We start from the raw sequence: 23,937 nt of genomic DNA on the forward strand, positions 1-23,937 counted from the left end.
TCGCTCGCACCCCCTCTAGGCAGCGGCGCGTATCTCCATAATTTTGCGCCCGCCTTTTATAAGCCCGCCGCGGCTCGGGGGGGGCGGGGCCCGGCCGCTCCCGACACGAGACACTTCAGCCGATGATCCTGACGATGAATCCGTCGTTCATGCCGTCGAGGATGCGGTTCTTGCTGTAGAAGCCCTTCAGAATGGATCCACCAGCCTGGTTGTCTTCCTTGGCGATGGGTTTCACCGAGAAGTTGAACTTCCGTACCTCAGGGTCGTAGTCGTGTTCAGCAGCACCTTCATAGGTACTGGCGAACGGGTACTCGTCACAGTCCCGCGTCCCGCCGTGGGAGTACCCGTCCCCCCAGTAGCGCCTGCACTGCTTCTTCGCCGCGTTGCGGTTGTCCTCGTTCCGTTTCGCGCTCACTGTCCGGTGCAGCGGGGCCTTGACGGTCTGACCGGGCACTTTCTTAGCCGACATGTACGGCTTGGTGTCCTCCGGATGAGTGAACGCCGTCTTGATGTGCTGGGCTTCGGCGCGTTCCTCCGCGCCCGCCTTCGCACTCAGAGTCAGCGACGCGTAGTAGGCGAAGCTTGCCGCACCCTTCTTCGCCGGGTTTCCGCCACCGGTGGAGTTGGGCAGATAGGACGCAGCGTCCCATAGTGGTGCGAGCATGAACAGCTTGCCGCCTGTGTCGCCGCTCAGCTGCCAGGGAGCCGGCGGCTTGAAACTGACCGCCGGCTCGTAGACCGCGGCCAGCACATCCGCGCGTCCACTTCCCTGACCGGGCTTGGCGTTCATCGTGTGGTGAAACGTGCGCAGCGCTTTCAACTGCGTCCACGTCTTGGTGCCGGGCATGTTCCCGCCGTGCGTGAAGTGAGCGCCGGACGGCCAGGTCTTCGGGGTGGTTCCCTTGGTGCTGATGGGCATGGTCAGTGCCCCGGTCCTGCCGGTCACCTCGAAATCGGTGTAGTAGTACTGGTAGTCGATGGTGCGACTGTTCTTCGCGATCGTTCCGACGACGCGCAGGTTGAACATGCTGGCACCGGAGGGACGGCCGTTGACGAGCCATTCCTGCACGAACGAGGCGCCATCACACACGGCGAACCGCGACTTCACGAAGAACGGATTGTCGGAACCCAAGCCCTTCTTGCACTCGTCGAGCGTCATCTTCCGCGACGGTTCCGGTGCCGTCGCACCCGGCCCGGCCCCCGGCGCCCCCCTTGACTCATCGCTCGGCGACGCGTAAGCGGAGGCCCGACGCGACACGGGCGCATACGCGGCCGCCGGCCCCCTCGTCTCCTGCGCCAGCCGCGCGCCAGAATCGGCCCGCCCCGCCAACTGCTGCAACTCCTCGCGCCCCTGCGGAGTCGCCAGCTCCTGCAGCGACGACCTCACCTCACCGAGCGGCAGAACGTAGGACTCCACCCGCAGCTCGCCCCGCGGCTCCGCGCTCGCCAACGCGGGGGAGGCCGCCGACACCACGACGAGTGCCGTAAGTGCCGTCAGCAGCCTGCTGCCAGACGGCCACCATCTTGTACTCCCCATCTACGAACCCCCACACTCGTGCGCCGCCAGATCTCACCTCCAGCGGCTGGTCAACACACAGCCTTACGAACACCTGAGCGAAATCGTGTTTCATGAGTCGGACTTGTCCTGATCAGCACGACACTTTGACCGAGATCACCCGACCGTCAGCCCCCAGCCCACAACGGCAAACACAGCAGGTTCCAGTCACACGCACCCGCCATCCCATCAACTCAAGATCACCCCCGACCCTTTTCCGTCGCCTGCGGGTTGGCAGGCTGCGGCAGCACGGCCGACGACCCCGCTTCCCGCGCCGCGCACTCTGCACCGGCCCGGCGGCAGAGCCGCGGCGTGGAAGACGTGGGCCTGGCAGCGGTGCTCGATGCGGGCCTGTCGATCGGGGCCGGCTCGTCGGCCCCCGGCTCCGGGAAGGCCCGGAACAACTGCAGCGACGCCACCACGGACATCGCCCGGCAGGCCGGGGTCGAGGTGCTGGAGCCTCAGGTAACCGTCACAAGAACGCAGGAGCCTTCAACTGCCCCGTTGAGCCGGTTCCCGACCGGGACGGGCTGTGGAGCCTCGCGCCCTGGCACCTGAGGGCTCGGGCCTGCGGACCCTGGACTACAGCCTCCTCGCCGCGCCAGCGCCTCCACTGGGTTTCGCGGGCCAGGGGGGATCAAGCTGCCAGCGCCGGACGCCGCATAGCAGCGCCGGCTGGGCCGGCGCGGGTGAAGGTGCGCACCGTGCGCCTGACGCTGGACGGCGGCCGGGGACCGGTCCGCCGGCTGTTCGCGTGCGAGGGTCATTTTCCTGGTGCTCGTCGTCGGTGGCCTGTTCGACGGGTGGCGGCCGCGGGGTGGCGTCCGTGGTCAGCGTCGGCACAGGTCGGTCGATTGGCGGTGGGTGTGCCGCCAACTCTCACCCGCCGAGGGGTGTACAGCATCACGTGATGGCTGGTCACCTTATCGGCCGGGAGGGTAGGTTCTGGTCCGGCCGGTGATCACCGGCCGGAGATCACATGCCAGACCGCATGAAGTGGTGGAAGTGACCGCGCCGCCGATGTCTCTGCGGTCTGCAGAACGGGGAGTCCATGACCAGTTACCATCGCGCGTTCGCTGCTGTGGGCATGCTTGCCGCCAGTGCTGCGCTCGTCCTCGGCGCGAGTCCGGCCGGCGCCACCGGCTCGTCCCTTCCCTACGGGCCCGGTCCCCAGGACCACTACACCGTGCAGAAGCAGCCGGCACCGGGTACCTGCCACTACCGGCACGACCACGCACAGCCGCTGCCCGACAGCCACTGCACCCCCGGTGCGCTCAACCCGAAGGTCACCACCCGGACCCTCAAGGCCACCATCTGCAACCCGCACGGGTACACCTCGAAGATCCGTCCCCCGGCCTCGGTGACGGGCCGTGAGAAGGTCGCGAACGCCGCCTCGTACGGCTACAAGACCGACAAGGCGAGCCTGCACGACGCCGAGTACGACCACCTGGTCTCACTGCAGCTGGGCGGGGACCCCAACGACCCGCGCAACCTCTGGGTGGAACCGCCGAGCCCCGGACACAGGCCGGGCGCCGGCCCGAACAACGACAAGGACAAAGTCGAAACCCGCCTGCACACAGCCATCTGCAACGGACGAGTCACCCTCACAGCAGCCCAGCAAGCCATCGCCTCAGACTGGGTCACCGCCGAACAACGACTCGGTCTGAAGTAACAGCCACACCGTCGCCGGCCGCCGCTACCCCAAGGGTGCCCCAGCCGGCACCAACACCGACCTGACGAGCGATGCCCGCACGGTGGTGGTGGTCGCCCCACTCGCCCACCACCACCCGCACCCCACGGCGCCTACATCCCGGCGCCCGGCCCGACCGCGGTGAACTTGTTGGACGCCGAACGGAACGACCCCGAAGCACGTTGATACCGCCATATGTCCGCCGGCGCCGTGACTCCGAGGCGGCTGGCGGCCCAGCGATGAGTGCAGGGACGGCAGCCGGTGCGGCGCACTCGGCCCGGGCGGGGCTAGACCTCGATGTAGGCGACGACTACGACGGTGCGCAGCGCGGTGACGAAGTACAGGACGCGCACCTGCTCGATGTCGTCGGTGTATTGGCGCAGCCGGGGGCCGGCGGCATTGCCGGGGATCGGCTCGCCGATGTCGGGGTCGACGGAGATGACGACCAGGGCGCGGTCCAGGGCGTGGATAGCTGCCTCGGTGGTGATGTTCTCCAGCTGTTTGGCGGCGGAGTCGGAGAACGCGATCCGGGCGCGGCGCGGGCCGTTCTGTGGGGCCATCAGGCGACGGCCGGGCGCTGGCGGGCGAGCCGGGCGAGATGCTGCTCGCGCAGTTCCTCCCACGGGGTGCACTCCTCCACCGACGGCAGACCGTTGGCGGCGATGTCCTCCAGGACGCCGGCGAGCCGGTCGGCGTCGGCCCGGGTACGGGCCGCGTACGCGCGGACCGCGTCGGCGGCCGCGGGGTCCAGCTGCTGCCGGGCTGTGTCGGAGGGGGCCGGCTGGTCGCTCATCGAGGGCTCCATAGGGCGCGGAACGGGCGTGTCCCATCACGGTATCGCCGGACCCAGGCGAGCCGGTACCGCTTCAGCCAGTCATGCCCGAGGCCAGGGTTCGTGTGCGGGGACGGACACCGCCGGTCCGGCCCCACCCTCTGACTCAGTCGAGCTGTGTGCACACGCTCGCCCGCAGCGCGCGCCTGACCACCCACCCTGTGGTGCCCTCGCGTAGCCCTGACGACTTGCGGGTGCCAGACTCGCTGCCGGAGTCGTAGGCCAGGCGGACCCGGTACCAGCCGCCCCGGGCCTGGGAGGCATACACCGCGTCGCCTCGGTGGAGCAGGCCGAGGGCGGTGTAGCGGGTTCCGGGTCCGGTCCTCAGCCGTACGGCGTCGGTGACCTCGTAGCCGCACTTGCTGAAGTCCGCCCGCGCCGACGCGGTCGGGGGCTGTTCGGGGGTGCCGGCCGAGGCCTGCGGGATGGCCACGGCGCTGGACAGGACGGCGGCAACAGCCGCTGTGAGGATCAGTCGGGTCATGCCCGCCAAACCCGCCCCTGCGCAGTGCTGTTACGGCACGAGACGGGAGATCACCCGCGCGGGGCACGGCCGTGCCCCGGACCGGGGAGGGGATGGTGTGGTCCGGGGCACGGCATCCCGCTGGCCCCTACAGATGGCTCCCGGCCCGGGCGCCGGGGGGACGCCAGCGCGGCCGGCGCCCCCTTCACCGCTGGCGGCGGCTGTCCCGTCCCTCGCGGGGCGAACTCCTCCTGCAGCGCAGTCCCGGCTGGCTGACGGCCGGCCGGCCGTGGGTGGAAGGCCAGCTCTTACAGGGGGGAGGTGAGTTGGCGTAGCTGGACGACCAGGGAGGGGGTGGGGAGGGGGACGGTGCCGATTTCCGGGTGGTGCGGGCGCAGGATGTGGGAGTGGACCGGGTCCATGGGCGGGTTGAGTACCGGGGCGGTGGATCGGTCACCGCACAGGAGGTCGGGGGCGAACCGGTGGCGTACCAGTTCGGTGCGCCAGTAGTCGGCGTCGTGGTACTCGCCGCTGCGGGCGTGTTCGAGGAAGAGGCAGTACTCGGCGACGGGGTGGCCGACGCCGGCGGCGAAGCGCCACCAGAACCGGGCTCCGCTGCTGTCTCCGCTCAGGTGCAGCAGGCAGGCGAAGACGAGCGCGCCGGCCTTGTCGGCGTAGTGGCTGGTGATGAAGGCGGCGAGGTGCTGGTCGGCGTCGGGTCCGAGGGCCAGCAGACAGACGGCGTTCAGGTCCCACCAGGCCCGGTCGGCGTCCGGGGTGCGCTCGTCCTCGGGGGTGGTCCATTCGGTGTGGACGGAGGCGGTGTCGGTGGCGCGCTGGCCGGGCGGCCGGTGGCGGGCGGCCTGCCGGGCCCGCAGGCGGGCCTCGGCGGCGGTCATGTCGTAGGTGGCGTAGCGGTTGCGGGTGCGGGCCGAGGCGAGCAGGTCGTCGATGGTGCGGTGGTCTTCAGGCAGCGGGGTCATGAGCGGTTCTTCCCGTTGGGGTGCTCCGGGCAGCGGAGTTTGAGCGTGGCGGCGAGGCGTTCGCGGCCGGTGCGGAGCTGGGACCTTACGGTGGCTTCCTGGTTGCCCATCACCTCGGCGGCTTCGGCTGTGGTGAAGTCCATGCCGTAGTGCAGCAGGATCGCGTCGCGCTGCCGCTCGCTCAGGTCGCGGACGGCGGCGTACAGGGTGATGGCGTCGGTCAGCGTGTCGTACGGGTCTTCGACGTGGTCGGCGAGCGCGGCCTCGAAGGCGGCGGTCTCCATCAGCTCCGGGCGCCGCCGGCGCTTGCGGTGCATGTCGATGATGCGGCGTTTGAGGATCTTCCAGGCGTAGCCCTCCAGGTTCTCCATCTCCAGCATGCGGAGCCAGTGGTCCATCATCAGGTCGAAGGTCAGGTCGACGGCCTCCTCGGCGTCGGCGTCCGAGCCGAGCTGGAGGTAGGCGTAGCGCATGTAGTCGACCCGGCGCTGCTGGTGGAACGCCCAGTACGACATCTGTGCGGCGACGTCCCACTGGTCGATCGGCACCGCGCGCGGCGCGCCCACGGCGCCGCCGGTGTCTTCCGTTCCCCCCTCGTTGCTCACGACGCCTCCTGGTCCGACTCGGTGGTACGAGCCGGGGTGCGGGCGCCGGTCAGCTGAGTGATGCCGAAGCGGACGCCGGCGGTGAGCAGCCGGCGGCATCCGCGGACCACGTCCGGGCCGAACACCCTGAGGGCGAGCGCGATCTCGAACAACCACGCGGCAGCGGTCTGCTGCACGGGTCCTCCCCTGTACCTGTTCCATTCCAGGTGCCGCACCGCCTCACCCCCCCGGCACCGGAGACGACAGCCGCCTCCACCCAACCAAGCGCCTCAGGCGGGCGAAACGTGCAGCCGAACCCCCGAAAAAGTTACGGTCAGTATCGAAATGATTGCGGCAAGTTCAATCATCGACCAACAGGCCGAGCGGCCGCCCGGGCCCTACTCTCCCGAACTACGGAGAAGGAACAAGTAGCACAGCGTGACTGCACGGCCGGGCGCGCAAATGTTGTCTTGACAACAGTTGTCGCGGCACTCATGGTGGAGGGGTGACATCTTCCACCAGCGGCTTGCGCGACCACCTCGGCTACTGGCTTCGCCGGCTCTCCGACGAAGTCCACGGCCGCTTCGAACGGGAACTCGCCGAGCACGACGTGACCGTCTCCCAGTGGGCGGTCCTGATCACCCTGTACCGAGGCGACGCCACCACCACCCGCGAGGTGGCCCGCTTTATGGGCATCGATGCCGGCGCGGTTTCCCGCCTGGTCGACCGCCTGGCCGCCAAGGGGCTGACGACCCGACAACCGGACCCTGCCTCCCGCCGCACCGTACGACTGACGCTCACCGACGCCGGCCGCGACCTGGCCCCCAAGCTGGCAGAGATCGCCGACCGCAACGACGCCCACTTCTTCGCCGCCCTGGAACCGGACCAGCGCCGCCAGCTGGAGTCCTGGATACGCCACCTCGTCGGGGAAGCCCACCCAGAGCCCCCCGCACCACCCACCCCTTGAAAGGCACCACCGTGAGCACCACCCCCACCACCGCACGCTCGGTCACCAAGACCGTCACCATCGAGCGCGCCGCGGCCGACGTCTTCGCCTTCCTCGCCGACGCGTCGAACTGGCCCGCCTGGGCGATCGTCAACGTCAAGGCCATCGAGCCCACCGACGAGCCGGACTGGTGGCTGATGACCACCCCGCACGGCCCCGCACGGCTCCGCATCCGCAGCAACGCCGAACTGGGCACCCTCGACCACGACTACGTCGAGGAGCAGGCGTCCTGGCAGGTCCCCGCCCGCGTCGTGGCCAACGGCACCGGATCTGAATTCCTGATCACTTTCTTCCAGCCCCCAGCCTTCACCGACGCCTTCTTCGACGAGCAGGTCGCCCTGGTCGACACCGAGCTCGCCACCCTCAAGCGCATCTTGGAAACCGGCGCGTGAGCCTGCCCCACTCACGACTCGCCGAGGCGGCCGACCACCTCACCGAGCAGCGCGCTGCTGTTACGGCGCGAGCTGGGAGATCACCCGCGCGAGGCACGGCCGTGCCTCGGACCGGGGAGGGGGGTGGTGGTCCGGGGCACGGCTCCCACCGGCCGCGACAGGGGGCGCGCGGTCGGCGGGGTCTAGGTCACCACCAGGAGCAGCAGCGAGACCAGGCTGCTGGTGACGACGACCAGGGCGAGGGTCGCGACCGCGTCACGGGTCACGGCGCTGCCCGGGGGTGAGTGTCGGGTGTGATCGGCGACGGGTTGGCGAGGGCACCGAGGCTGGTGGTCCACTCGCGTCCGCCGCCGGCTGGCGCGAGCCAGGCGACCGGGTGGGAGGTGTCCGGGGTGGGGGCGACCGCGCGGAGGATGCCTCTGCGGCCGGTGGCGGTGTCCTCCACGGTCCGGCCGATCCAGGGATGGTGACGGTGCAGCAAGGATGTGGTCGTCCTAGGCACGGCCTGCCCTCTGCGCCTGCGCCGCGAGGGGTGCCCACGAGTAGCAGACCTGGACGCCCCGGTCCTGGAGCCAGCGGACTTCGCGGTGGCGCAGGTCGGCCGCCGAGTCCGGGGCGATGGCTGCCAGGTGCAGCCCTGCCGGGGACGGTGGCGGTGTCCTAACGCCAGTGGCCAGCCGAGGCGGAGGTAGGCGCGGGCGCGGGCGGTGGCCCGCGGGTCGGTGGTGCTGATCGGCTCCATGGCCGATAACCCCAAGTGATCACTCGGATACGGGAGATGACGCATCCGAGGATGGAGGCGGCAGACGGCTGTGCCCCCTAGAAAAACTAGGGGTCGATTCCCTCCAATGTCTGGACAGACCGGGGTGAGTTGGTCTCAGCTGACGAGTTCCAGGTGCCGGATCAGCCCGCTCAGCGCCGAGGCCTGCGACGGCGCTCCCACCCGGGCGAGATCGCTGATCAGGGCGCGGGACATGGGGTCGGCGTACACGTAGTACGGGGCGTCCGCCGCCGCCTCGCGCAGCTGGACCACGGCCGCCGGGCTCTGCCCCATCCGGTGCAGGGCCCGGGCCCGGTCGATCGCGTACTGCGTGCGCCGCTCCCGGCTGGGCACGTCCCCGATGTGGACGTCGCGGACGCGGCGCAGGCCTGCGTCGGGCTGTCCTACCTCCACCCCGGCCTCGGCCGCGTGCACCGCCACGACCCCGCGCCCGAACACGGTCTGCTGCTCCATGTCGTACCACTGGTCGCCAAGGCGGTCGGAGTCCTCCAGCGCCGCGTCGATCCGTGCCCACGCGTCGTCCCCACGGCCGCCGCGGGCGTGCGCGATCGCGCACCGCAGGTGCAGCGCTCCGCGCAGCGACACCGCCTCCTGCCGGGCACGCCGCCCGACGGTGAGCGGCTCCAGGTCCCGCAGGGCAGCGTCGGCGACCGCGACGACCTCCCGCAGGGATGCCTGGTGGTTTCGTGTGCAACCATGTGTTCTACGGCCTGATGCACCTGCTGGCCACCGAGGGCAAGCAGCGGCGTGGCGGCTTCGTCCACATCCCGCACACCTCTGAGATGCCCCGCGCGGTGAAGGGCCAGGTCCCCTCGCTCCCGGTCGACGCCTCGGCGAAAGGACTCCGCGTCGTGCTGTCGACCGCGCTGGCCCACGAGTCGGACATCGCGGTCGCCGCCGGAGCGACCCACTGACGATCCCGGCCTGCGCAGGTGAACGGTGGCCGTCGCCCCGGCGTGGCGGCCACCGGTCACCCCTTCCCGTAATTCGCAGCGCTTCTGCGCCTGCAACGTCCGGTGGGGCCGGCAGGACGCCTACCTGCGACTGACGGATCTGAAGTGGCCCGGCCCCCGACCCCCTGGAAGTGCTCAGTCCCCGGCCAGCCGTGATGGCGTAGGGCGGGGCCAAGCCGGCCGGCTGAGGGGCATTGTGCGGCAGGGCCCGGCCGGGGCGCGCTGGACGTTATGCGGCGGGTTCGTAGGTCAGGGTGGCGTTGGGGCAGTCGGCGGCGTAGTCCAGGAGGGCGTCGCGCTCAGCCGGATCGACGGACAGGTTCCAGCGGAGTTTGGTCTCCACCCACTCGCCCAGGTACTGGCAGCGGGCGGCCGGGATCGGCATCCAGTCGGCCGGGTCCTTGTCCGCCTTCTGCCGGTTGGAGCGGGCGCTGACCGCGACGAGGGTGGTGTCGCTGTCGAGATCGTTGGCGTAGCGCTTGCGGCGCTCGGGGCTCCAGCTGTGGCCGCCGGAGTCGTGGACCTCGGCGAGCGGGACGAGGTGGTCGATGTCGATCTTGCCAGGGCCTGAGCCGTGGATCTCCTTGGCGTCGTAGTAGGAGTACCAGACGCCGCCGGTCAGCTTGCAGCCCGGCCCGACGTCGGGGTCTTCGATGGCCTCGTTGATCAGGACGTCTTTGTCGGCCGGGCAGCCGTTGCGGTCGAGGTCTTTCCAGTGGGGGTAGAGCTTGTCCCGGTCGTAGCCGGTGCGGATCTCGGGCTCGACCGGGAGGGAGGCGATGCCTTCCAGCAGGCGGATCTGGTCGGCGTGAGCAGGGCTGGCAGTGGTGGGCGCGAGAGCGGCCAGGGCCATGACGACCGCGACCACAGCGCGCCTGTTGTTGGTGATCACGCCGTTGTTGATAGCGGCGCCACGTCCGCGTCAGGCGGTGCCGGCGGGTCGTCTCACCTGGGCGGGCGAAAGGGTTCACCGCAGAAACGATCACCTGTCGGCCATCCGGAACGCGGCACAGCAGCGAGGCGTCGAAGGTCTCTGCCGGCCACTGACCGGTAGAGAAATGGAACGTTCAAAGCGCCTGCACTGCGCACTGAGTGTGCGTCAATTTCGCGTTCACCGATTCACCGGGAGAAAGGGTGAGCGAGGGGCCGTGAGGGACTGCTTTCGGCCTCTGCTGGGCCGGGGCGGAGTTGTCAGGGACGCCTGTGTGACTGGAGCGGTGCGTCGACGGCAGAGAGAGTGCCGACCCCGGCAAGAGAAGCCGGGGTACAGGGCTTTGAAACCTGCTGCGCACGGGTGACGAGAACCATGCGGCCGTCACTTTAAGTACTCATTTGAATACGGTGCGCTATTCGACGGCTCCCGCACCGCCGCCCCGTGCGGCCGCCAAGCCAGCCAACCCCGCGAGAGCAGCCACAGCTGCCCGGATCGCAGACTCGAACACGCAAGCCGGTCAGCCGGTGGCGCCCGTCGGTACCGGCAGCGCTCCCTCCAGCCCGCCGCTCACCCCCAACACCGCCTCACCCAGCGAGGTTCGGGGGACGCCATCACTGCACCGCAGAAAGGACATCCGCATGCATCGCATCCTGACCCGGCTCCTCCTCGTCGCCGGCATGCTCGGCGCACTGCTCGGCGGAGCCGTGACCACGACCACGGCCAACGCGCAGGCCCTGAACACCCACATCGTCAACATCAAGACCGGCGGCAGTCTGCTGCCGCACAACTGGGGCGACGGATTCCAGGACGGATGGGTGCACTACGTCTGGGACCGCGGCCAGACCCTCGGAGCCGACCAGTGGGAGTTCGAGCACCTCGCAGGCTTCGTCTACATCATCCGCAACACCAAAACCGGCATGTGCCTCAAGCCCGGCGCTCCCTGGTGGAACAAGCCGCGGGTCACCGAGGGTACCTGCGGAACCGGCCTGGAGTTCCAGTGGGAACTGACCCAGCGCCCCTTCGACGGCGCGTACAAGATCTACAGCCGCTCCGCGCGCCAGATCATGACCCCGTACTACGGCAACGGCTTGGGCGAGGTCGTCGTCCTCGAACCGGACAGCAACGCCGAGAAGGTCTGGTGGTCCATCGACAACCTCTGACCCAGCCACCCCATCCCCCAACGACACCCTGACGCCTACACGGCCGCGAGCAGCCCCCACCTCCTGTGGAGCGGGGCTGCTCACAGCCACGGTGCAAGGCGGGCCGCCCCCGCACGAGGCCACCCACCATGGACACGTCCGGCTCATGGGCCGGCATCACCTACCGCCGGCCGAGGAGGTCAGTCGCGGTGGCCGCCGCGGTGGTCACCGCCGCGGTGCCGGTCGTCACCGCGGTGGCCGCGGTCATAGCCCCAGGACACCTCGTCGACGAACCGGTCACGGTGGTTGCGCAGGGTCGCGGTGTCGGAGCGGTTGTCCCACACGTAGTGGCGGCGGTCCTGGTACAGGTCCGTCCTGATGTCATGGCCGATGCCGGTGTGGATCCGGACGGTGGCGCGGCCGGGCAGGCGGTAGTGGTCGAAGGTGTAGGTGTGGTCGTCCTCGTCGGAGAGGGTCCAGCCGTCCAGGTTCACCGCCCGCCGGGAGTCGTTGGTGATCTCCACCCACTCCTTGTTCAGGGAGCGGTTGGAGCGGTCGTCGCGGCCCGGGGAGTCGTACTGCACGTCACTGATGTACACCACCGGATGGTGGTGGTGGTCGGCGGCCGACGCCGGCAGCGCCGCGACCCCGACGACGACGGCGGCCACGGCAGCAGCGGCGGTCATGCGACGGACGGAAGAAGAAACGGACACGAGTGGTCCCCCTTCAGGTGCGCACCCGGCCGGGCCCACGGAGGCATCCTCCGGCCCGACATGGTGCGTTGTGCTGTGTGCAGCCGGCCGGCCGCACACCCACACCCTGCAACCCGCACCTTCACCGCCGTGAGGGAAACGCGAAGGCCGTTACCGTTTCACCATATTTCGATGACTGTAGCCTGCATCGACCATTTATGGCTTAGATGCCCCAGATTGATGCCTCGTCGAGTGCCGGTCCCGCGTGAGCACTGGTATGCGGACGCAGACCACCGGCACACGCCACCCCACCACGGCGCAAGCACTCACCCGAAAGTGAGTAACAGCCCCGTCCCCCGGTTTCAGCGATGCGGGGCTGGACGCCGGGGCGGCCAAGAGCTGGCCAGTCCGGACTCGCTCATCTGAAGGAACATCGACGGGGACCGATCTCGACCCGCTCGCCGGCGCGGGTGACGATGTCGCCGATGGACTCGGGCGCCGCCCTCCATCACGGTGCGTCAGCGCTTGTACAGGCGGCGCCTGGTCTTCGCCCCGGGCCGCGGCGGCGGTCCGGTGCTGGTGCAGTCCCGGCGCGGCGCGCTGATCCAGGACCGGTTCCCGGATCTGGTGGCGGCCGCCGAGCGGTTTCTGCCCGGCGGCCTGGTCCTGGACGGCGAGCTACTCGTCGTTCTGCACGGCGGCGAACCGTCGTTCGAGGCCTTGCAGCGCCGGACCGCCTCGCGCGGGCGTAGCGCCGTGCGGCTCGCCGCCGAGATGCCCGCGTACTTCGTCGCCTTCGACGTCCTCCAGGCCGGCGGTGAGGTGCTGCTGGCGGAGCCGTACACCGCGCGGCGCGCACGGCTGGAGCAGCTGTTCACCGAGGACGGCGTAGCTCCGCCGTGGCTGCTGTGCCGGGCCACCGACGTCGTGCAGGTGGCGCGGGAGTGGCTGACGACGTGGACGCAGCAGCCCGGGGTCGAGGGCCTGGTGATCAAGGGCCGGGCGCAGCACTACTTGCCCGGGGTGCGCGGCTGGTTGAAGGTCCGCCGCCGGGACACCACCGAGGCGATCGTCGGCGCGATCACCGGGACCCTGGCACGGCCCGGGAGTCTGCTGCTGGGCCGGTACGACGCGGTCGGCGCCCTGCGCGCGGTCGCCCGCAGTACTCCGCTGCGCCCTGAGACGGCCCGGCATCTGGCCGCAGTGGGGCTCACCGCGGCCGGGCCGGGACATCCCTGGGAGGGGGTCCGGTTCACTGCGTCCTGGGGCTCGCGGACCCCGCTGAACGTCCTTCTTGTCGAGCCGAGCTTGGTGGCGGAGATCGAGGTGGACACCGCCCAGGACCGGGGAGTCTGGCGGCACCCGGTACGGGTCGTACGGCTCCGCGACGACGTGCCGCCCGGCAACGTCACCAAGTTCGGTGAAGGGGCGGTGTCGGCCGCCGGGTGACAGCCAGCCGACCGGCTCATGCCAAGACCTGCCGGGGCCTGGTACCAGCGGCCGACGGCCGCCCAACGCGTTGCAGGAGCAGGGGTGTCGGGCGCGGGCGGTCGCGCCCGAGAGCACAGGGCACCACGGTCCGGGCACAGAAGCACCAAGTCGGTCCGGAAAGCAGTTGAAAGCGCTATAAAGTTCCGTGCACTTGCACAGCTCCATGAGGGGGATTCTTTTGCGCGCTCGTCTTGCTGCCTCGGCCCTGGCGGTTGCCGTCGCCGGCGTCTTCTTCAGCGCACCGGCCGCGTCCGCAGCGACCCTGCCGTCGACCAACACCGCTCACCACTGCATCCACCACACCACCGGGGTGTGCGGCTGGACGCACCACCAGAAGCCCGCGGACAAGTACGAGACCGCGAAGTGCAAGGACGCTTCCCTGTCGTACTCCCGGCACTCACAGGGCACCTGCTCCCACCACAAGGGCGTCCGCTACTGGTTCAAGTAGAGGGAGCCGCTGCAGCTCCGGCCTTCTTCCTCAACCAGAGCAGTGTGTCGTTGAGGAGCGGTTGAAGGTCTAGCACAGGCATCCGGGCCCGGCCTTCCAGGAGGCCGGGCTTCGCTGTCACCGGTGTCCGGACGAACTCGTAGTGACGCCCGGACTGGTTCTCCGGAACTCGCGAGGCGGCGGAGCCCAGCGGGAAGCAACGGGGCGTCCGGCCTGTCGGCACACTGTTTCCAGGAGCGCAGGGACCCGGCACGCGAGAGGTCGGCCGCCCAGGTAGAGGCCGAAGTCCGGTCGGGAGGCCATCTCAGTGACCGCCCTGCGTCTTCTACCGCTCGTCGGGCCACGTGGCCAACACGTCTCCGCTCTCCAGATCGGTGAGACTTATGCGAGCGTCGGGCATGCTCTGATATTCGCCGACCCAGCGTCGGAACTTGTCCCGGGCCACCTCCTGGCGGTCCCACCAGCCGTGCTGCACCGATCGGCCGCCGGTAGCGAGCATCAGGTGATAGCGGCCGGAATGCGCCATACGACGAAGCTTCCGAGGGGCTGTCCCCGGGACGCGGCCGCCCGCAGCTGTACATCCGGGATCGGCTTGCACCGTGAGACGGCTCATGAGGCGTGGCGGAAGGGCATGACGGCGGCCGGGCCGATGCAGGCGCGGCCGAACTTGTCCCGAATGCGGTCCATGGTCTGTTCGGCAACGAGGCGGGACTCGCGGGCGGTATCCAGGCTGATCTGCTGGGCTGCCTGGGCGGCGTCGATGAGGTCCTCGGCTTTCAGGACGATCCCGGTCAGGCGGGCGCGCTGCAGGCCGGCGGCGTCCATCAGCTGGTAGGCGAGGGTGCGCAGGTCGTCGTCGTGGGCGGAGGGTTCGGGCAGGCGGCGGGTCTTGTCCCAGCTGGTGCCGCCCGCGAAGCGCAAGGTGAGGGTCAGGGCCTGGGCGGCCTGGCCGCGGCGGCGCAGCTGGTGGCCGAGCTGGACGACGAGGTCGAGGAGGGCGGCCCGGACGGTGGCGCCGTCCAGGGTGTGGTGGGTGAAGCGGTGGCGTACGACGGCGGAGGCCGGCAGGGCGCGGGGGACGACGGGCCGGGGGTCGATGCCGCGGGCGCGGTCGGCGGCGACCCGGCCGGCCTTCTTGCCCAGAAGGCGCTGCACCGTGGCCGGGGAGACCACGGCGAGCAGGCCGATGCTGTGGATGCCGTAGTCCCGCAGGACGGCGGCCTGACGGGGGCCGATGCCGTGCAGGTATTCCACCGGCAGCGGATCGAGCCAGTCGGTGACCTCTTCCGGGGCGATGGCGAGGACACCGCCTGGACCGGTGATCTGGGCGGAGGCGGTCGCGGCGACCGTGATCGTCGGGGCGATGCCGATCCTGAGGTCGACGCCGAGCCGAGAGATCGACCGGATCCGCAGGATCTCTCCCAGGTGAGCGGCATCGGTGCCGTGATAGCGCAGCGCGCCCTTCAGCTCCACCAGAGCCGCGGTGGGCGGCAATGCCTGTACGACCGGGGACAGGCCTGCCAGCAGCTCCAGCACCTGCCGGTAGGTCTCCTCCGGCAACCGGTCAGGGCAGCGCACGTGCATCACCGTCGCATCCGTCGTCCTCCGGCTGCCTGCGTCGTTCACGGTGCTCACCTCCTGCCCCTCACGTTATCGAACATAAAATCGAACACGCGAGTGCGGAGGCATGATCATGGAAGTAGAATCAAAAACATGTTCGATGACCTGCCGCCGGACCTGGAGCGGCTGCGCACCTTGCGGGTATGGCACGCGATGTGGCTGGCGCGCATCGACCGCAAGATCGTGCAGCTGGTGCAGCGGCAGGCCGAGCAGGAGCGCGGCCGACGATCCAGGCCGGCCGCGCCGGACTGGATCGTCGAACTCGGTATCGGGGTCAGCCGGCCGCCCGTGCAGGTCCATCGGGGCAGCTGCTACATGGCGGGCAAACGGCGCCGGCCCGTCGGTGCGGATGAGGCTCGGCGTCTGCTCACCGACGGCACCAGCGCGTGCAGTCACTGCCGCCCCGACACCGCTCTCGGCATCGCCGGCTTACCCAGCCGCGGCCGCCCGGCGCCGTGTCACTCCTGTGACGGGACGCGGGCAGCGATCTCCTTGGCCCAGCGCCCAGCCTCCGGCACATGGGCCCCGTACTCGGCCGCAACACGGCGCAGCAAGGTCAGCAGGTCGTGCGCCTCGTGAAGCGTGAGCAGCGGCAGTCGCTCGCCTGCTGTCTCCATCGGCGCGAATTCGATCTCGTCCAGATCCAGGTGCTCGTGGTCGTCCATGACCGTGGCAACTCTGTGCGTCCCGCCCCGGTCACGCGCCCTGGCAGCAGGCGCGCGACAGCCCCGGTCGGCGTGGCCGCCGGCCGGGGCTGAACCCGTGAAGGGTGTGGTCATGAAAGGGTGGTCGCCTATGCGGCGAAAGGCTCTGCGGGGCTTCAGCCGAACGATCGTCCCCGCAGGCAATAGGTGAGGCCCGGGGACACAGTCCCCTTCACCACCACGCCTCCTACAACCGCAACCGCCCGCTGGGCATTCCCCGCCGTCGGGCGGCGCACGGGTCGCAGGGTTGGGTCAGTGCACGGATCCCGGGCTCAGGCGCTGCGAGGCCGGCGGCCGGCTGCCTTCCCTGCAGCCGGCTTCTTCGCCGCGGTCTTCTTCGCCGGCTGCTTCTTCGCGGCGGCCTTCTTCGGCTGCGGCAGCTCGTGCACCTCGGCCGGTCCGGCACGCTCACCGCGGGAGGCCTTCGCTTTCGACACCGATTCCTGCAACGCGGCCATCAGATCCAGCACGGCGGCCGGCTGCTCAGGCTCCGGCGCCTGCGGAAGCGGCTTGGCCTCACGCTTCGCCTCGATGAGCTGCGCGATGGCCTCGGTATAGCGGTCCTGGAACTCAGGGCCCTCCAGCTCCTCCACCGTCATGGTGTCCATCAGAGCGAGCGCGCCCTCGATCTCCGCCTCGGACACCTCGGTCGGCGGTGGGAGCAGTTCGGTGGGGTCGCGGATCTCGTCGGGCCAGCGCATGGCGTGCAGGACCAGGACGTCGTCGCGCACCCGCAGCAGCCCGAGCCGTTCCCGGCCGGACCATGCGTATTTGGCTACGGCCACCTTCGACGAGCGTGACAGGGCCTTGACCAGGAGTTTGTACGGTTTGGCCGCGACCTGGCCGGCGGGCTGGAGGTAGTAGCCGTCGGCGATGCGGATCGGGTCGACCGACTCCAGGGGGACGAACGCGTCGATCTCGATCGCCTTGGCGGTCGGCAGGGGCAGGTTGCTGAGGTCCTCGTCGGTGATCGGGATGACCTGCGTCGCGGTCAGCTCGTATCCCTTGCCGATCTCTTCCTGGGAGACCTCGCGGTCCTCTAGCTCGCATACCTTGCGGTAGCGGACCCGTCCCTGGTCGGGCAGGTGGTACTGGTGGAAGTGGATGCTGTGGTCCTCGGTGGCGCCGACCACGTTGATCGGCACGGTGACCAGGCCGAAGGAGATCGCGCCGGACCAGATCGTTCGGGGCATGACCCACCTCTCGTACTCACCCCGAGCTCCTCCAGCGTAGGAACGCCGTCGGCGGCCCGCATCTGTCCGCATCACCGCGTCCGGCCCGCGCGGTGGTGTTCAGACGGCCCGTGATCAGGCCACCCGTTCGGCTCCGTGTGCATGCGCTGCTGAGGGGCACTCCGCTGGATGCGTTGTGAATGCCCTCCGGGTGAGGGTGTCGCGGCCGGTCCCCGAGTTCGGTCGCGATACCCATCGGGTGCCGGCCTGGAACGACGGCGAGCATCCGAACGGGGTGTGACCGACAAGTACCGCAGCTGGCTGACCACGCGATCCGCAAAAGAAGGTGAGCCGCTCCCGTACGAGGCGACCCACCATGGACACACCCGGTGCATGGGCTGGCGTCACCTACCGCCGGGCGAGGTCGTCACCACGGTGGTGACCCCAGGAGACCTCGTCGACGAACCGGTCACGGTGGTTGCGCAGGGCCGCGGTGTCGGAGCGGTTGTCCCACACGTACGCCCGCCGGTCCTGGTACAGCTCCGCCTTCCTGTCGCGGCCGATGCCGGTGTGGACGCGGACGTGGCGCGGCCGTTCAGCTGGTAGTGGTCGAAGGTGTAGGTGTGGCCGTCCTCGTCGGAGAGGTTCCAGCCGTCCAGATTCACCGCCCACCGCAAGTCGTTGGTGAGCTCCGCCCACTCGCCGTTCAGCGAACTCGTGCAGCGCACCGGTGCGGCGGGCGGGAGTGCACTGCATCATCGGCGCGCGAACCGGTGCGCCCGATGAATCGCACCGAACGCTGCAGATGCAGGGATTTCCTGCACTCCCTAACCCGATGGCGCGCACCGGAGTGGAGTCCAGCCGATGCGCACCACCGCGGTCTCCTCTCTCCGAAGGGACTCCACTCCCCACCCAACCGCCGCTGGTCCGCGCCCGGGTGCGCGGTCGAGTTCACCGTGACCACTCATCCCCGGCGGCGGCCCCGCGCGGCGCGCCACAGGTTCGGCCGGCCACCGGGGGACTGCCGTGAGCGGGAGCGGCGCCAGACGGGCTCTCCTGACACGTGACCGGTACTCGCTCGTTGTCCGCGGACAACAAACTTCAGCGTCACGCGTTTTGTGGGGTTTCCGAGGCGGTAGAGGCGAGTAAGGTAGCGCCATGACCGCGCCATACGACCCGACCGATCGGGAAAAGGTAGTAGCGAAGCTGCCTGCTGACCTGCGCAAGGAGCTGAAGGTTCGAGCAGCGGAGCTGGACAGAGACATCCAAGACGCCGTCACTGAGGGGGTCGAGGCCTGGCGTAAAGCGAAGCCCCGCCCGGAGGTTGACACCAGCGGTGGCTCCTCGTTCTCGACCTATCTCCCTACCGGGCTGTATGGCCGCCTCAAGGACGTCTGTAAGAAGCGAGGGATCTCCTACAACCAGGGCATGGCCCAGGCCATCCGCCTGTGGCTGGACAGCAACCCCTCCCCCCGGCCGAAGCCGGCCCGAGTCACGGGAGCCCGACGGGTCATCTTCGGCAACCAGAAGGGAGGGGTGGGCAAAACGTCGGTTGCTGCCGGCACGGCACAGGCCCTCGCCGAGTCCGGACACCGCACCTTGCTCATCGACTTCGACCCGCAGGGCCACCTGACCGTGCAGCTCGGCCACAAGATGCTGGACATCGACAGCCCGAGCCTGGCCAAACACATGCTCGGTGAGGCGAAGGGCGAACTCCGTGACTTGCTCGTCCCGATAAAGGGGGGCGACTTCGAGGACCACCTCTGGCTGCTGCCGTCCTGCAAGGACGCCTTCCTCCTCGACGCCAAGCTGGCCACCAGCCGCTACGTCCGGGTCAAGGAAACCGCCCTCGAGAAGGCCCTTGAACAGCTGGAGAAAGAGTTCGACTTCATCGTCGTCGACTGCCCTCCCAGCCTGGGCTACTCGATGGACACCGCGCTGTACTACTGCCGCACCCGTGAAGGCGAAGAGGACAACACCTCCGGCATCGTGATCGTCGTCCAGGCCGAAGACTCTTCTGCAGACGCCTTCGACATGCTCGACGACCAGATCCAGGACCTCACCGGCGACCTGGACGTCGACATCTCCATGCTCGGATTCGTCGTCAACCTGTACGACGCCCGCAAGGGGTACGTGGCCACCTCCTCACTTGAAGAGTGGCGAAAGATCGGCGATCCGCCCGTCATCGCTGTCGTTCCAGAGCTGAAGGACCAACGGGAGGCGGTCCGGGTGAAGCAGCCGCTTCTTGTGCATGCTCCATACGGGGAGCAGTCGGAGGTCATGCGCACGGTGGCTAGGAGGATCAGCGCGTGAGCAGCATCGCAGACAAGCTCGGGACCGGATCGTCGTTCGGTCAGCGCCGAGAACGCAGCGCCCGGGGCAGGGCTAAGGCCATCACCGAGGGTGAGATTCCCGCCTACGAGCTCGTGCGTCTGCGGCTGGATGAGGTGTCGCCCACGCCTCTCAACCCGCGGCGTAACTTCGGCACTGATGAGGAGCTGACGCGGTTCGGAGAGGAACTGCGTCAGGTCCAGCTCGCAGCATGCGTCGTGGTCACCCGCCACGCGTATCTGGCACTGTGGCCCGATCACGAAGACCGCATCGGGGCTGCCTTGCACGTCCTGGTCAATGGTGAGCGCCGCTTCCGCAGTGCTGCGCACGTAGGGCTGGAGTCCCTGGACTTTGTAGTCCGAGATGAGCTGGCGTCTTCGCGTGAGAGGTTCATAAAGCACCTGCTGGAGGAGAACCTCAGCCGCGAGGACTTCGACGTCATTGAGCGTGCGCGCGGCGTTGAGCAGCTGGTGAGTGTCTGCGCGGAGGAGTCGGAGCGTGGTGCCCGTGCCCGAGCGGCTGAGCAACTCGGGAAGGACCGGTCCTGGGTAACCAACCAGCTCATCTTGCTGACGTTGCCGGTTGAGATTCAGACGATGCTGAGCGCCGGCACTATGTCTGAGCGTGACGGACGGCTTCTGGCTCGCCATTTGAAGGACCACCCGGGACTCGATGCAGCTGAGCTGTTGGACTACCACCAGGAGACGAAGGACGCCGCTGCTCGGGCCAAGGCCCTTGAGAAGGAAGCGGTGGCGGCGGCGCGGGAAGGCTTGTTGTCCGCGGACAACAAGCCTGAAGCATCGACCGAACGACCGGGTCCGCTGGCCACTCCGTTGTCCGCGGACAACAAGTTGAAGGTGCCGGCGCAGACGAAACTGGGAGGAGGCGAGCCAGCACTGCCTCCGGCTGACGCAGACAGGTCACCCGGAGACGATCAGCAGGACTCGTTGTCCGCGGACAACGAACACGCGGAGAACAGCACCCATACGGTCGCTTCGGATGGCAGCACGAGCCAGCGCTCCCAGTCGACGGTGGCTCCGGACGCCGACGAAAGTGACAGTCAGCAAGACCAGTCAAAGGTGAAGAAGTTTCCGTACCACGACGGCGTGGCGGCAGGACACCTGCTTCTGTTCAAGATGCCGCCAGAAGAGCGCGACAAGGTGTGCGACCTGCTGCTCCGTGACCGAGAGAAGCGAGCGACCAACGCAAGCTGACGGAGGTTGCCGCCTCGCACACCGGCTACAAGCCCCCTGGGACACAGCGAAGGCCCGTACCCCCATGAGAGGTACGGGCCTTCGCTGTGTCCCTGGATACCCAGGTGACGGGTACATCCCCGTCGGCATTGGTGATACCGACGGGGGCTGTTGGTACGGCCGGATGTCGCATAGCGGCAGTAACAGAGACGGCACCGGGATCGATGACAGGCGCCCAGACCGCGCGCCAGGCAGCGTCCCACACGCCCCAGTGAACGCGGTGAACTCGTCCCGTGCCCAGGATGGGGCGCCTCCGCTGGTCACGATCTCCTACAGGCCGGTGGTCGTCATGCGCTCACTCCGGTGCTGGCGTCGGCCGCCTTGAGCACGCGCGGGAGATGGACGTGGAGGTGTTCGACGTCGACCTGGCGGCCTCGGGCGCGCAGTTCCCGGGCCAGAAGCTCGGTGAGTCCGGATGCCCTGTGCCTGCCGCCTGCACAGCCGATAGCGATGCGGCGGGGGCCGGCGGGCAGGTCGGCGTAGTCGGCGAGGTTGGCGAGCAGCTCGCGGGCGCCGGGGGTGTTCAGGACGACGTTCTGGACGTGGGGGTGGAGGCCGTCGAGGTCGACGATATCGCGGGCGGCGGCCGGGTCGCGGAGCCGGTCGCGGACGTCCTCGATCCGGTCGGCGGCGGGCGGGACAGGGGAGCCGTTCGGGCCGGGGGGCAGGTGCAGGTAGCCGAACGAGATCAGACGGATCGGGCGCAAGGGTGCCTCCTGCTCGGGGTTGAAGGGCGGGAACGTGCGGAGCGCCGCGCCCAGCCGGGAAGGGCGGGGGCGCGGCGCTCCGGGGCGGTGCTAGTGGGTGGTGGTGTTGGTGACCACGAGGAACTGGTCGGTGCGCAGGTCCATGACGACCTGAGCGTTGGTGCCCTGGGCGCGTAAGTTGGCGGCGTACTCTTCGGCCGGCCAGGAGCCGCGGGGGCCTCCGGCGGCGAACCGCTCCAGGACGGTGCGGGCCTGCGGGCTGGTGGTGGCCATCAGGCGTCACCGCCGTTCACGCGCTCGTGGATGTCGATCAGGGTGGCGATGGCGTCGGGGTTGTCCGCCTCGCCGACCCATGTCCCGTGCGCGGTGAAGACGGGGACCTGGTCGCGGTCGGCGTCGAAGATGACGCAGTAGTCGCCGTAGCGGTCCATCACCATGTCCCGCAGGACCGGGATCGAGCCGGTGTCCAGGACCTCCAGGGCGTCGACGGTGAGCCGGGCGGGCTCGCCGGGTGCCGACGGCTGGACCAGGGTGCCGGTGACACGCAGCAGGTCGCCAGGCTGGATGCCGTTCAGCAGCTCGTGGGTGATCCGGGGGTCGCCGCTGGTGCAGGTGACGACCGTGTCGGGGGTGTCATAGGGGAGCGCGTCGATGTCGGCGGGTCGGACGATCAGGTCGAAGGTGGCGGTCCCGATGCGCGGGCCGGGGGCGGGTATCGCGTCGACCCAGCCGTCGACGGCGCAGTGCTTGGTATCCATCAGCTAGTTCTCCGCTAGGGGCTTGGTGGGGCGAGAGGAGCGGGGTCGGGTGGTGCGCTGGGCGATGTCCAGCAGCTCGCGGTTGCGCCGCTGCTGGGCGGGCGTGAGCGGGCGGGCCTTCGCGCTGTGGCGGTGCCAGAGCGGGGAGGCCGGCGGCTCGGGGTAGGCGAGGGCGTGATCGACGTCGCGGTCGGTGCTGCTCATGGAGGTCCTCCAGGTGGAGGTCAGGCGTGGTCGCCTTGGCCCTTGGGCTTCGGCGTGAGGTCGGAGGCGAACCGCCCGAGGCGGCCCTCAACGGGGTGGGCGGTGATCCAGTCCTCCGCGCATGCCTTGTGCACGGGCTCGCCGGAGTGGGAGCGCATGGGCGTGGGCTGGCCGCACAGCGTGCAGGGGAGGTCCTGCCAGCGGTCGAAGTGCTGGCCATCGCGCCAGACGAGAAGCTCGCCGGGAGCCGGGATCAGGCCCGGCTCGAACGGCGGCTTCTCCTTCTTCGTGCGGCCCCTGCGGGTCACGGCCGGAAGGCGGGCAGCTGCTGGAACACGCGGTCCAGCAGGTCCTCGGTCGGCTTCCAGGGCCCGAGCTGCCCGGCGGCGGGGACCGGCAGCGGCAGCTCCTGGACGTCCTGGAGGACCAGGTGCCAGGTGCCGGCCTGCGCCCACGGGGTGCAGGGCTCGGAGCCCTCGGGGTCCTGGTGGCAGTCGACCAGGCGCGCGATGCCGATCACGGCTCCGATGGTCAGCTCGCGGCCGCGGATCGTGCGGGCGATCAGCGGGTCGCACAGGGCGGGCCGGTCGATCCGCTGGCCCGCGTGCAGGAGCATCCAGCCACGCCAGCTCCACGGCCTGGGGCGGTTCTCGATGCCCTTGGCGCCGGTCAGGATGCGGGTGGCGTGCGGCTGTTGGACGCTGATGCCGCGGATCCAGTCGCCCTGCGGGAGGGTCGCAACGCTCATGCTGCTCGCCCCCATACGGCCGTTCCCGGGCGCCCGGCGCGGCGGCCGTTGGTAGACGGCACCGTGGTGTGCGCGGGCGAGGCGACGGCGGCGCGGCCCGAGTGCTTGCCGTCGTACAGCGCGGCGTCGGCGGCCCGTTGCAGCACGGTCAGGTCGCGGGAGCCGACCGCGGTCGGGGTCGCGGCACCGACCGAGGCGGCCACGTCGACGGTGCGGCCGTCCTCGATGACGACGGGGGTGCGAAGCATGCGGACCAGCTGCGCGAGGCGCTGCTCCAGGCGTGCGGCGGGCAGCTCCAGGACGACGGCAAACTCATCGCCTCCGAGGCGGCCGGCGGCGGCGCGTGGGCCCGCCCACGAGGTGAGCCGGGCGGCTGTCGCGGCCAGGACAGCGTCCCCGGCCGGGTGCCCGAAGTCGTCGTTCACGGCCTTGAAGTGGTCCTGGTCGAACGTCGGCGGCCAGGTCCTGGCCCCGGAGCAGTACCGGGTGGACGCGGC

The 23,937-nt window shown here is 69.6% G+C and carries 31 protein-coding genes and 2 pseudogenes; 10 read left to right on the plus strand and 23 right to left on the minus strand.

Features of this window, described 5'->3' with window-relative positions; genetic code table 11:
- Nucleotides 1–115: 115 nt before the first annotated feature.
- Complete coding sequence (locus ABZ923_RS35305; RefSeq protein WP_361480419.1) at nt 116–1,474, minus strand: hypothetical protein; 1,359 nt, start codon at nt 1,472–1,474, stop codon at nt 116–118.
- Between the two features lie 1,168 nt (nt 1,475–2,642).
- Between ABZ923_RS35305 and ABZ923_RS35310 the strand changes: the two genes are divergently transcribed.
- On the plus strand, nt 2,643–3,227 hold the full coding sequence (locus tag ABZ923_RS35310) for a hypothetical protein (RefSeq protein WP_361480500.1): 585 nt from the start codon (nt 2,643–2,645) through the stop codon (nt 3,225–3,227).
- A gap of 305 nt (nt 3,228–3,532) precedes the next feature.
- Here the strand turns inward: ABZ923_RS35310 and ABZ923_RS35315 are convergent, their stop codons facing one another.
- From ABZ923_RS35315 to ABZ923_RS35340, 6 genes are all read right to left on the minus strand, one after another.
- Nucleotides 3,533–3,805, minus strand: coding sequence for a hypothetical protein (locus ABZ923_RS35315; protein WP_361480422.1), 273 nt, complete (start codon nt 3,803–3,805; stop codon nt 3,533–3,535).
- The gene (locus tag ABZ923_RS35320) at nt 3,805–4,038 is read right to left on the minus strand and encodes a hypothetical protein (protein ID WP_361480425.1); all 234 of its coding nucleotides are present in this window, start codon (nt 4,036–4,038) and stop codon (nt 3,805–3,807) included. The genes ABZ923_RS35315 and ABZ923_RS35320 overlap by 1 nt, the downstream gene beginning before the upstream one ends.
- Before the next feature lie 145 nt (nt 4,039–4,183).
- Nucleotides 4,184–4,561 carry an SH3 domain-containing protein gene (locus ABZ923_RS35325; RefSeq protein WP_361480428.1) on the minus strand — a complete coding sequence of 126 codons (378 nt, stop codon included), beginning with the start codon at nt 4,559–4,561 and terminating at the stop codon, nt 4,184–4,186.
- Between the two features lie 287 nt (nt 4,562–4,848).
- Nucleotides 4,849–5,523, minus strand: coding sequence for a hypothetical protein (locus ABZ923_RS35330; RefSeq protein WP_361480431.1), 675 nt, complete (start codon nt 5,521–5,523; stop codon nt 4,849–4,851).
- Nucleotides 5,520–6,128, minus strand: coding sequence for a sigma-70 family RNA polymerase sigma factor (locus ABZ923_RS35335; protein WP_361480434.1), 609 nt, complete (start codon nt 6,126–6,128; stop codon nt 5,520–5,522). The genes ABZ923_RS35330 and ABZ923_RS35335 overlap by 4 nt, the downstream gene beginning before the upstream one ends.
- On the minus strand, nt 6,125–6,304 hold the full coding sequence (locus ABZ923_RS35340) for a hypothetical protein (protein ID WP_361480437.1): 180 nt from the start codon (nt 6,302–6,304) through the stop codon (nt 6,125–6,127). Before ABZ923_RS35340 ends, ABZ923_RS35335 begins: the two co-directional genes overlap by 4 nt.
- Nucleotides 6,305–6,612: 308 nt before the next feature.
- Between ABZ923_RS35340 and ABZ923_RS35345 the strand changes: the two genes are divergently transcribed.
- Together ABZ923_RS35345 and ABZ923_RS35350 are read left to right on the plus strand one after the other, a co-directional pair.
- The gene (locus ABZ923_RS35345) at nt 6,613–7,074 is read left to right on the plus strand and encodes a MarR family transcriptional regulator (protein WP_361480440.1); all 462 of its coding nucleotides are present in this window, start codon (nt 6,613–6,615) and stop codon (nt 7,072–7,074) included.
- Nucleotides 7,075–7,085: 11 nt separating this feature from the next.
- The gene (locus ABZ923_RS35350; protein WP_361480442.1) at nt 7,086–7,505 is read left to right on the plus strand and encodes a hypothetical protein; all 420 of its coding nucleotides are present in this window, start codon (nt 7,086–7,088) and stop codon (nt 7,503–7,505) included.
- A gap of 182 nt (nt 7,506–7,687) precedes the next feature.
- Here the strand turns inward: ABZ923_RS35350 and ABZ923_RS35355 are convergent, their stop codons facing one another.
- Both ABZ923_RS35355 and ABZ923_RS35360 read right to left on the minus strand, forming a co-directional pair.
- Nucleotides 7,688–7,843: a hypothetical protein gene (locus tag ABZ923_RS35355; protein ID WP_361480445.1), complete on the minus strand. Its 156-nt coding sequence runs from the start codon at nt 7,841–7,843 to the stop codon at nt 7,688–7,690.
- Nucleotides 7,844–8,382: 539 nt separating this feature from the next.
- Entirely contained in the window at nt 8,383–8,871 is a 489-nt protein-coding gene (locus tag ABZ923_RS35360) for a hypothetical protein (protein ID WP_361480447.1), read from the minus strand.
- A gap of 101 nt (nt 8,872–8,972) precedes the next feature.
- On the opposite strand from ABZ923_RS35360, the gene ABZ923_RS35365 reads away from it, so the two are divergent.
- Nucleotides 8,973–9,200, plus strand: coding sequence for a hypothetical protein (locus tag ABZ923_RS35365; protein WP_361480450.1), 228 nt, complete (start codon nt 8,973–8,975; stop codon nt 9,198–9,200).
- Nucleotides 9,201–9,468: 268 nt separating this feature from the next.
- Here ABZ923_RS35365 and ABZ923_RS35370 read toward each other — a convergent pair whose 3' ends face one another.
- On the minus strand, nt 9,469–10,131 hold the full coding sequence (locus ABZ923_RS35370) for an HNH endonuclease family protein (RefSeq protein ID WP_361480453.1): 663 nt from the start codon (nt 10,129–10,131) through the stop codon (nt 9,469–9,471).
- A 680-nt stretch (nt 10,132–10,811) separates the two neighbouring features.
- Here ABZ923_RS35370 and ABZ923_RS35375 point away from each other — a divergent pair.
- Nucleotides 10,812–11,333, plus strand: coding sequence for a hypothetical protein (locus ABZ923_RS35375; protein ID WP_361480456.1), 522 nt, complete (start codon nt 10,812–10,814; stop codon nt 11,331–11,333).
- A gap of 179 nt (nt 11,334–11,512) precedes the next feature.
- Here the strand turns inward: ABZ923_RS35375 and ABZ923_RS35380 are convergent, their stop codons facing one another.
- Nucleotides 11,513–11,998: a lamin tail domain-containing protein gene (locus ABZ923_RS35380; protein WP_361480459.1), complete on the minus strand. Its 486-nt coding sequence runs from the start codon at nt 11,996–11,998 to the stop codon at nt 11,513–11,515.
- A gap of 531 nt (nt 11,999–12,529) precedes the next feature.
- On the opposite strand from ABZ923_RS35380, the gene ABZ923_RS35385 reads away from it, so the two are divergent.
- Nucleotides 12,530–13,453 carry an ATP-dependent DNA ligase gene (locus ABZ923_RS35385; protein ID WP_361480462.1) on the plus strand — a complete coding sequence of 308 codons (924 nt, stop codon included), beginning with the start codon at nt 12,530–12,532 and terminating at the stop codon, nt 13,451–13,453.
- Between the two features lie 220 nt (nt 13,454–13,673).
- Nucleotides 13,674–13,943, plus strand: coding sequence for a DUF3761 domain-containing protein (locus ABZ923_RS35390; RefSeq protein WP_361480465.1), 270 nt, complete (start codon nt 13,674–13,676; stop codon nt 13,941–13,943).
- A gap of 325 nt (nt 13,944–14,268) precedes the next feature.
- On the opposite strand, the gene ABZ923_RS35395 is transcribed toward ABZ923_RS35390, so the two are convergent.
- On the minus strand, nt 14,269–14,469 hold the full coding sequence (locus ABZ923_RS35395) for a hypothetical protein (RefSeq protein WP_361480468.1): 201 nt from the start codon (nt 14,467–14,469) through the stop codon (nt 14,269–14,271).
- A gap of 83 nt (nt 14,470–14,552) precedes the next feature.
- Nucleotides 14,553–15,527 (minus strand): hypothetical protein, encoded by a 975-nt coding sequence (locus ABZ923_RS35400; protein ID WP_361480503.1) that lies wholly within the window; start codon nt 15,525–15,527, stop codon nt 14,553–14,555.
- 189 nt (nt 15,528–15,716) lie between these two features.
- On the opposite strand from ABZ923_RS35400, the pseudogene ABZ923_RS35405 reads away from it, so the two are divergent.
- Nucleotides 15,717–15,971, plus strand: a pseudogene (locus ABZ923_RS35405) (DUF6233 domain-containing protein); the annotation flags it as partial.
- Between the two features lie 50 nt (nt 15,972–16,021).
- On the opposite strand, the gene ABZ923_RS35410 reads toward ABZ923_RS35405, so the two are convergent.
- The 3 genes and pseudogenes from ABZ923_RS35410 to ABZ923_RS35420 all read right to left on the minus strand — a co-directional run.
- Nucleotides 16,022–16,228: a DUF6417 family protein gene (locus ABZ923_RS35410; RefSeq protein WP_361480506.1), complete on the minus strand. Its 207-nt coding sequence runs from the start codon at nt 16,226–16,228 to the stop codon at nt 16,022–16,024.
- Between the two features lie 311 nt (nt 16,229–16,539).
- Nucleotides 16,540–17,460, minus strand: coding sequence for a Ku protein (locus ABZ923_RS35415; protein WP_361480471.1), 921 nt, complete (start codon nt 17,458–17,460; stop codon nt 16,540–16,542).
- 387 nt (nt 17,461–17,847) lie between these two features.
- A pseudogene (locus ABZ923_RS35420) lies at nt 17,848–18,152 on the minus strand (lamin tail domain-containing protein); the annotation flags it as partial.
- Nucleotides 18,153–18,597: 445 nt separating this feature from the next.
- On the opposite strand from ABZ923_RS35420, the gene ABZ923_RS35425 reads away from it, so the two are divergent.
- Nucleotides 18,598–19,752, plus strand: coding sequence for a ParA family protein (locus ABZ923_RS35425; protein ID WP_361480474.1), 1,155 nt, complete (start codon nt 18,598–18,600; stop codon nt 19,750–19,752).
- A complete protein-coding gene (locus ABZ923_RS35430; RefSeq protein ID WP_361480477.1) occupies nt 19,749–20,984 on the plus strand; it encodes a plasmid partitioning protein in 1,236 nt (411 codons plus the stop codon). Before ABZ923_RS35425 ends, ABZ923_RS35430 begins: the two co-directional genes overlap by 4 nt.
- Nucleotides 20,985–21,310: 326 nt before the next feature.
- Here ABZ923_RS35430 and ABZ923_RS35435 read toward each other — a convergent pair whose 3' ends face one another.
- The 7 genes from ABZ923_RS35435 to ABZ923_RS35465 form a co-directional block, all read right to left on the minus strand.
- Entirely contained in the window at nt 21,311–21,730 is a 420-nt protein-coding gene (locus tag ABZ923_RS35435) for an RNase adapter RapZ (protein WP_361480479.1), read from the minus strand.
- A 90-nt stretch (nt 21,731–21,820) separates the two neighbouring features.
- Complete coding sequence (locus ABZ923_RS35440; RefSeq protein WP_361480482.1) at nt 21,821–22,003, minus strand: hypothetical protein; 183 nt, start codon at nt 22,001–22,003, stop codon at nt 21,821–21,823.
- Nucleotides 22,003–22,488 (minus strand): hypothetical protein, encoded by a 486-nt coding sequence (locus ABZ923_RS35445; protein WP_361480485.1) that lies wholly within the window; start codon nt 22,486–22,488, stop codon nt 22,003–22,005. The genes ABZ923_RS35440 and ABZ923_RS35445 overlap by 1 nt, the downstream gene beginning before the upstream one ends.
- Before the next feature lie 3 nt (nt 22,489–22,491).
- Complete coding sequence (locus tag ABZ923_RS35450) at nt 22,492–22,692, minus strand: hypothetical protein (RefSeq protein WP_361480488.1); 201 nt, start codon at nt 22,690–22,692, stop codon at nt 22,492–22,494.
- 20 nt (nt 22,693–22,712) lie between these two features.
- Nucleotides 22,713–23,000 (minus strand): hypothetical protein, encoded by a 288-nt coding sequence (locus ABZ923_RS35455; RefSeq protein ID WP_361480491.1) that lies wholly within the window; start codon nt 22,998–23,000, stop codon nt 22,713–22,715.
- On the minus strand, nt 22,997–23,440 hold the full coding sequence (locus ABZ923_RS35460) for a hypothetical protein (RefSeq protein WP_361480494.1): 444 nt from the start codon (nt 23,438–23,440) through the stop codon (nt 22,997–22,999). Before ABZ923_RS35460 ends, ABZ923_RS35455 begins: the two co-directional genes overlap by 4 nt.
- Nucleotides 23,437–23,937 (minus strand): GGDEF domain-containing protein (locus ABZ923_RS35465; RefSeq protein WP_361480497.1); only part of this gene is annotated, 501 nt, incomplete at its 5' end. The genes ABZ923_RS35460 and ABZ923_RS35465, both read right to left, overlap by 4 nt.

The organism is Streptomyces sp. NPDC046881, assembly GCF_040645015.1.
Classification (GTDB): Bacteria; Actinomycetota; Actinomycetes; order Streptomycetales; family Streptomycetaceae; genus Streptomyces.

Excerpts from the sequence above, each read along its gene's own strand:
- ABZ923_RS35310 (WP_361480500.1), top strand. The coding sequence starts at position 2,643 with ATGCTTGCCGCCAGTGCTGCGCTCGTCCTCGGCGCGAGTCCGGCCGGC.
- ABZ923_RS35315 (WP_361480422.1), bottom strand. The coding sequence starts at position 3,805 with ATGGCCCCACAGAACGGCCCGCGCCGCGCCCGGATCGCGTTCTCCGAC.
- ABZ923_RS35320 (WP_361480425.1), bottom strand. The coding sequence starts at position 4,038 with ATGAGCGACCAGCCGGCCCCCTCCGACACAGCCCGGCAGCAGCTGGAC.
- ABZ923_RS35325 (WP_361480428.1), bottom strand. The coding sequence starts at position 4,561 with ATGACCCGACTGATCCTCACAGCGGCTGTTGCCGCCGTCCTGTCCAGC.
- ABZ923_RS35330 (WP_361480431.1), bottom strand. The coding sequence starts at position 5,523 with ATGACCCCGCTGCCTGAAGACCACCGCACCATCGACGACCTGCTCGCC.
- ABZ923_RS35375 (WP_361480456.1), top strand. The coding sequence starts at position 10,812 with ATGCATCGCATCCTGACCCGGCTCCTCCTCGTCGCCGGCATGCTCGGC.
- ABZ923_RS35380 (WP_361480459.1), bottom strand. The coding sequence starts at position 11,998 with ATGACCGCCGCTGCTGCCGTGGCCGCCGTCGTCGTCGGGGTCGCGGCG.
- ABZ923_RS35395 (WP_361480468.1), bottom strand. The coding sequence starts at position 14,469 with ATGGCGCATTCCGGCCGCTATCACCTGATGCTCGCTACCGGCGGCCGA.
- ABZ923_RS35400 (WP_361480503.1), bottom strand. The coding sequence starts at position 15,527 with ATGCACGTGCGCTGCCCTGACCGGTTGCCGGAGGAGACCTACCGGCAG.
- ABZ923_RS35410 (WP_361480506.1), bottom strand. The coding sequence starts at position 16,228 with ATGGACGACCACGAGCACCTGGATCTGGACGAGATCGAATTCGCGCCG.
- ABZ923_RS35415 (WP_361480471.1), bottom strand. The coding sequence starts at position 17,460 with ATGCCCCGAACGATCTGGTCCGGCGCGATCTCCTTCGGCCTGGTCACC.
- ABZ923_RS35425 (WP_361480474.1), top strand. The coding sequence starts at position 18,598 with ATGACCGCGCCATACGACCCGACCGATCGGGAAAAGGTAGTAGCGAAG.
- ABZ923_RS35440 (WP_361480482.1), bottom strand. The coding sequence starts at position 22,003 with ATGGCCACCACCAGCCCGCAGGCCCGCACCGTCCTGGAGCGGTTCGCC.
- ABZ923_RS35445 (WP_361480485.1), bottom strand. The coding sequence starts at position 22,488 with ATGGATACCAAGCACTGCGCCGTCGACGGCTGGGTCGACGCGATACCC.
- ABZ923_RS35450 (WP_361480488.1), bottom strand. The coding sequence starts at position 22,692 with ATGAGCAGCACCGACCGCGACGTCGATCACGCCCTCGCCTACCCCGAG.
- ABZ923_RS35460 (WP_361480494.1), bottom strand. The coding sequence starts at position 23,440 with ATGAGCGTTGCGACCCTCCCGCAGGGCGACTGGATCCGCGGCATCAGC.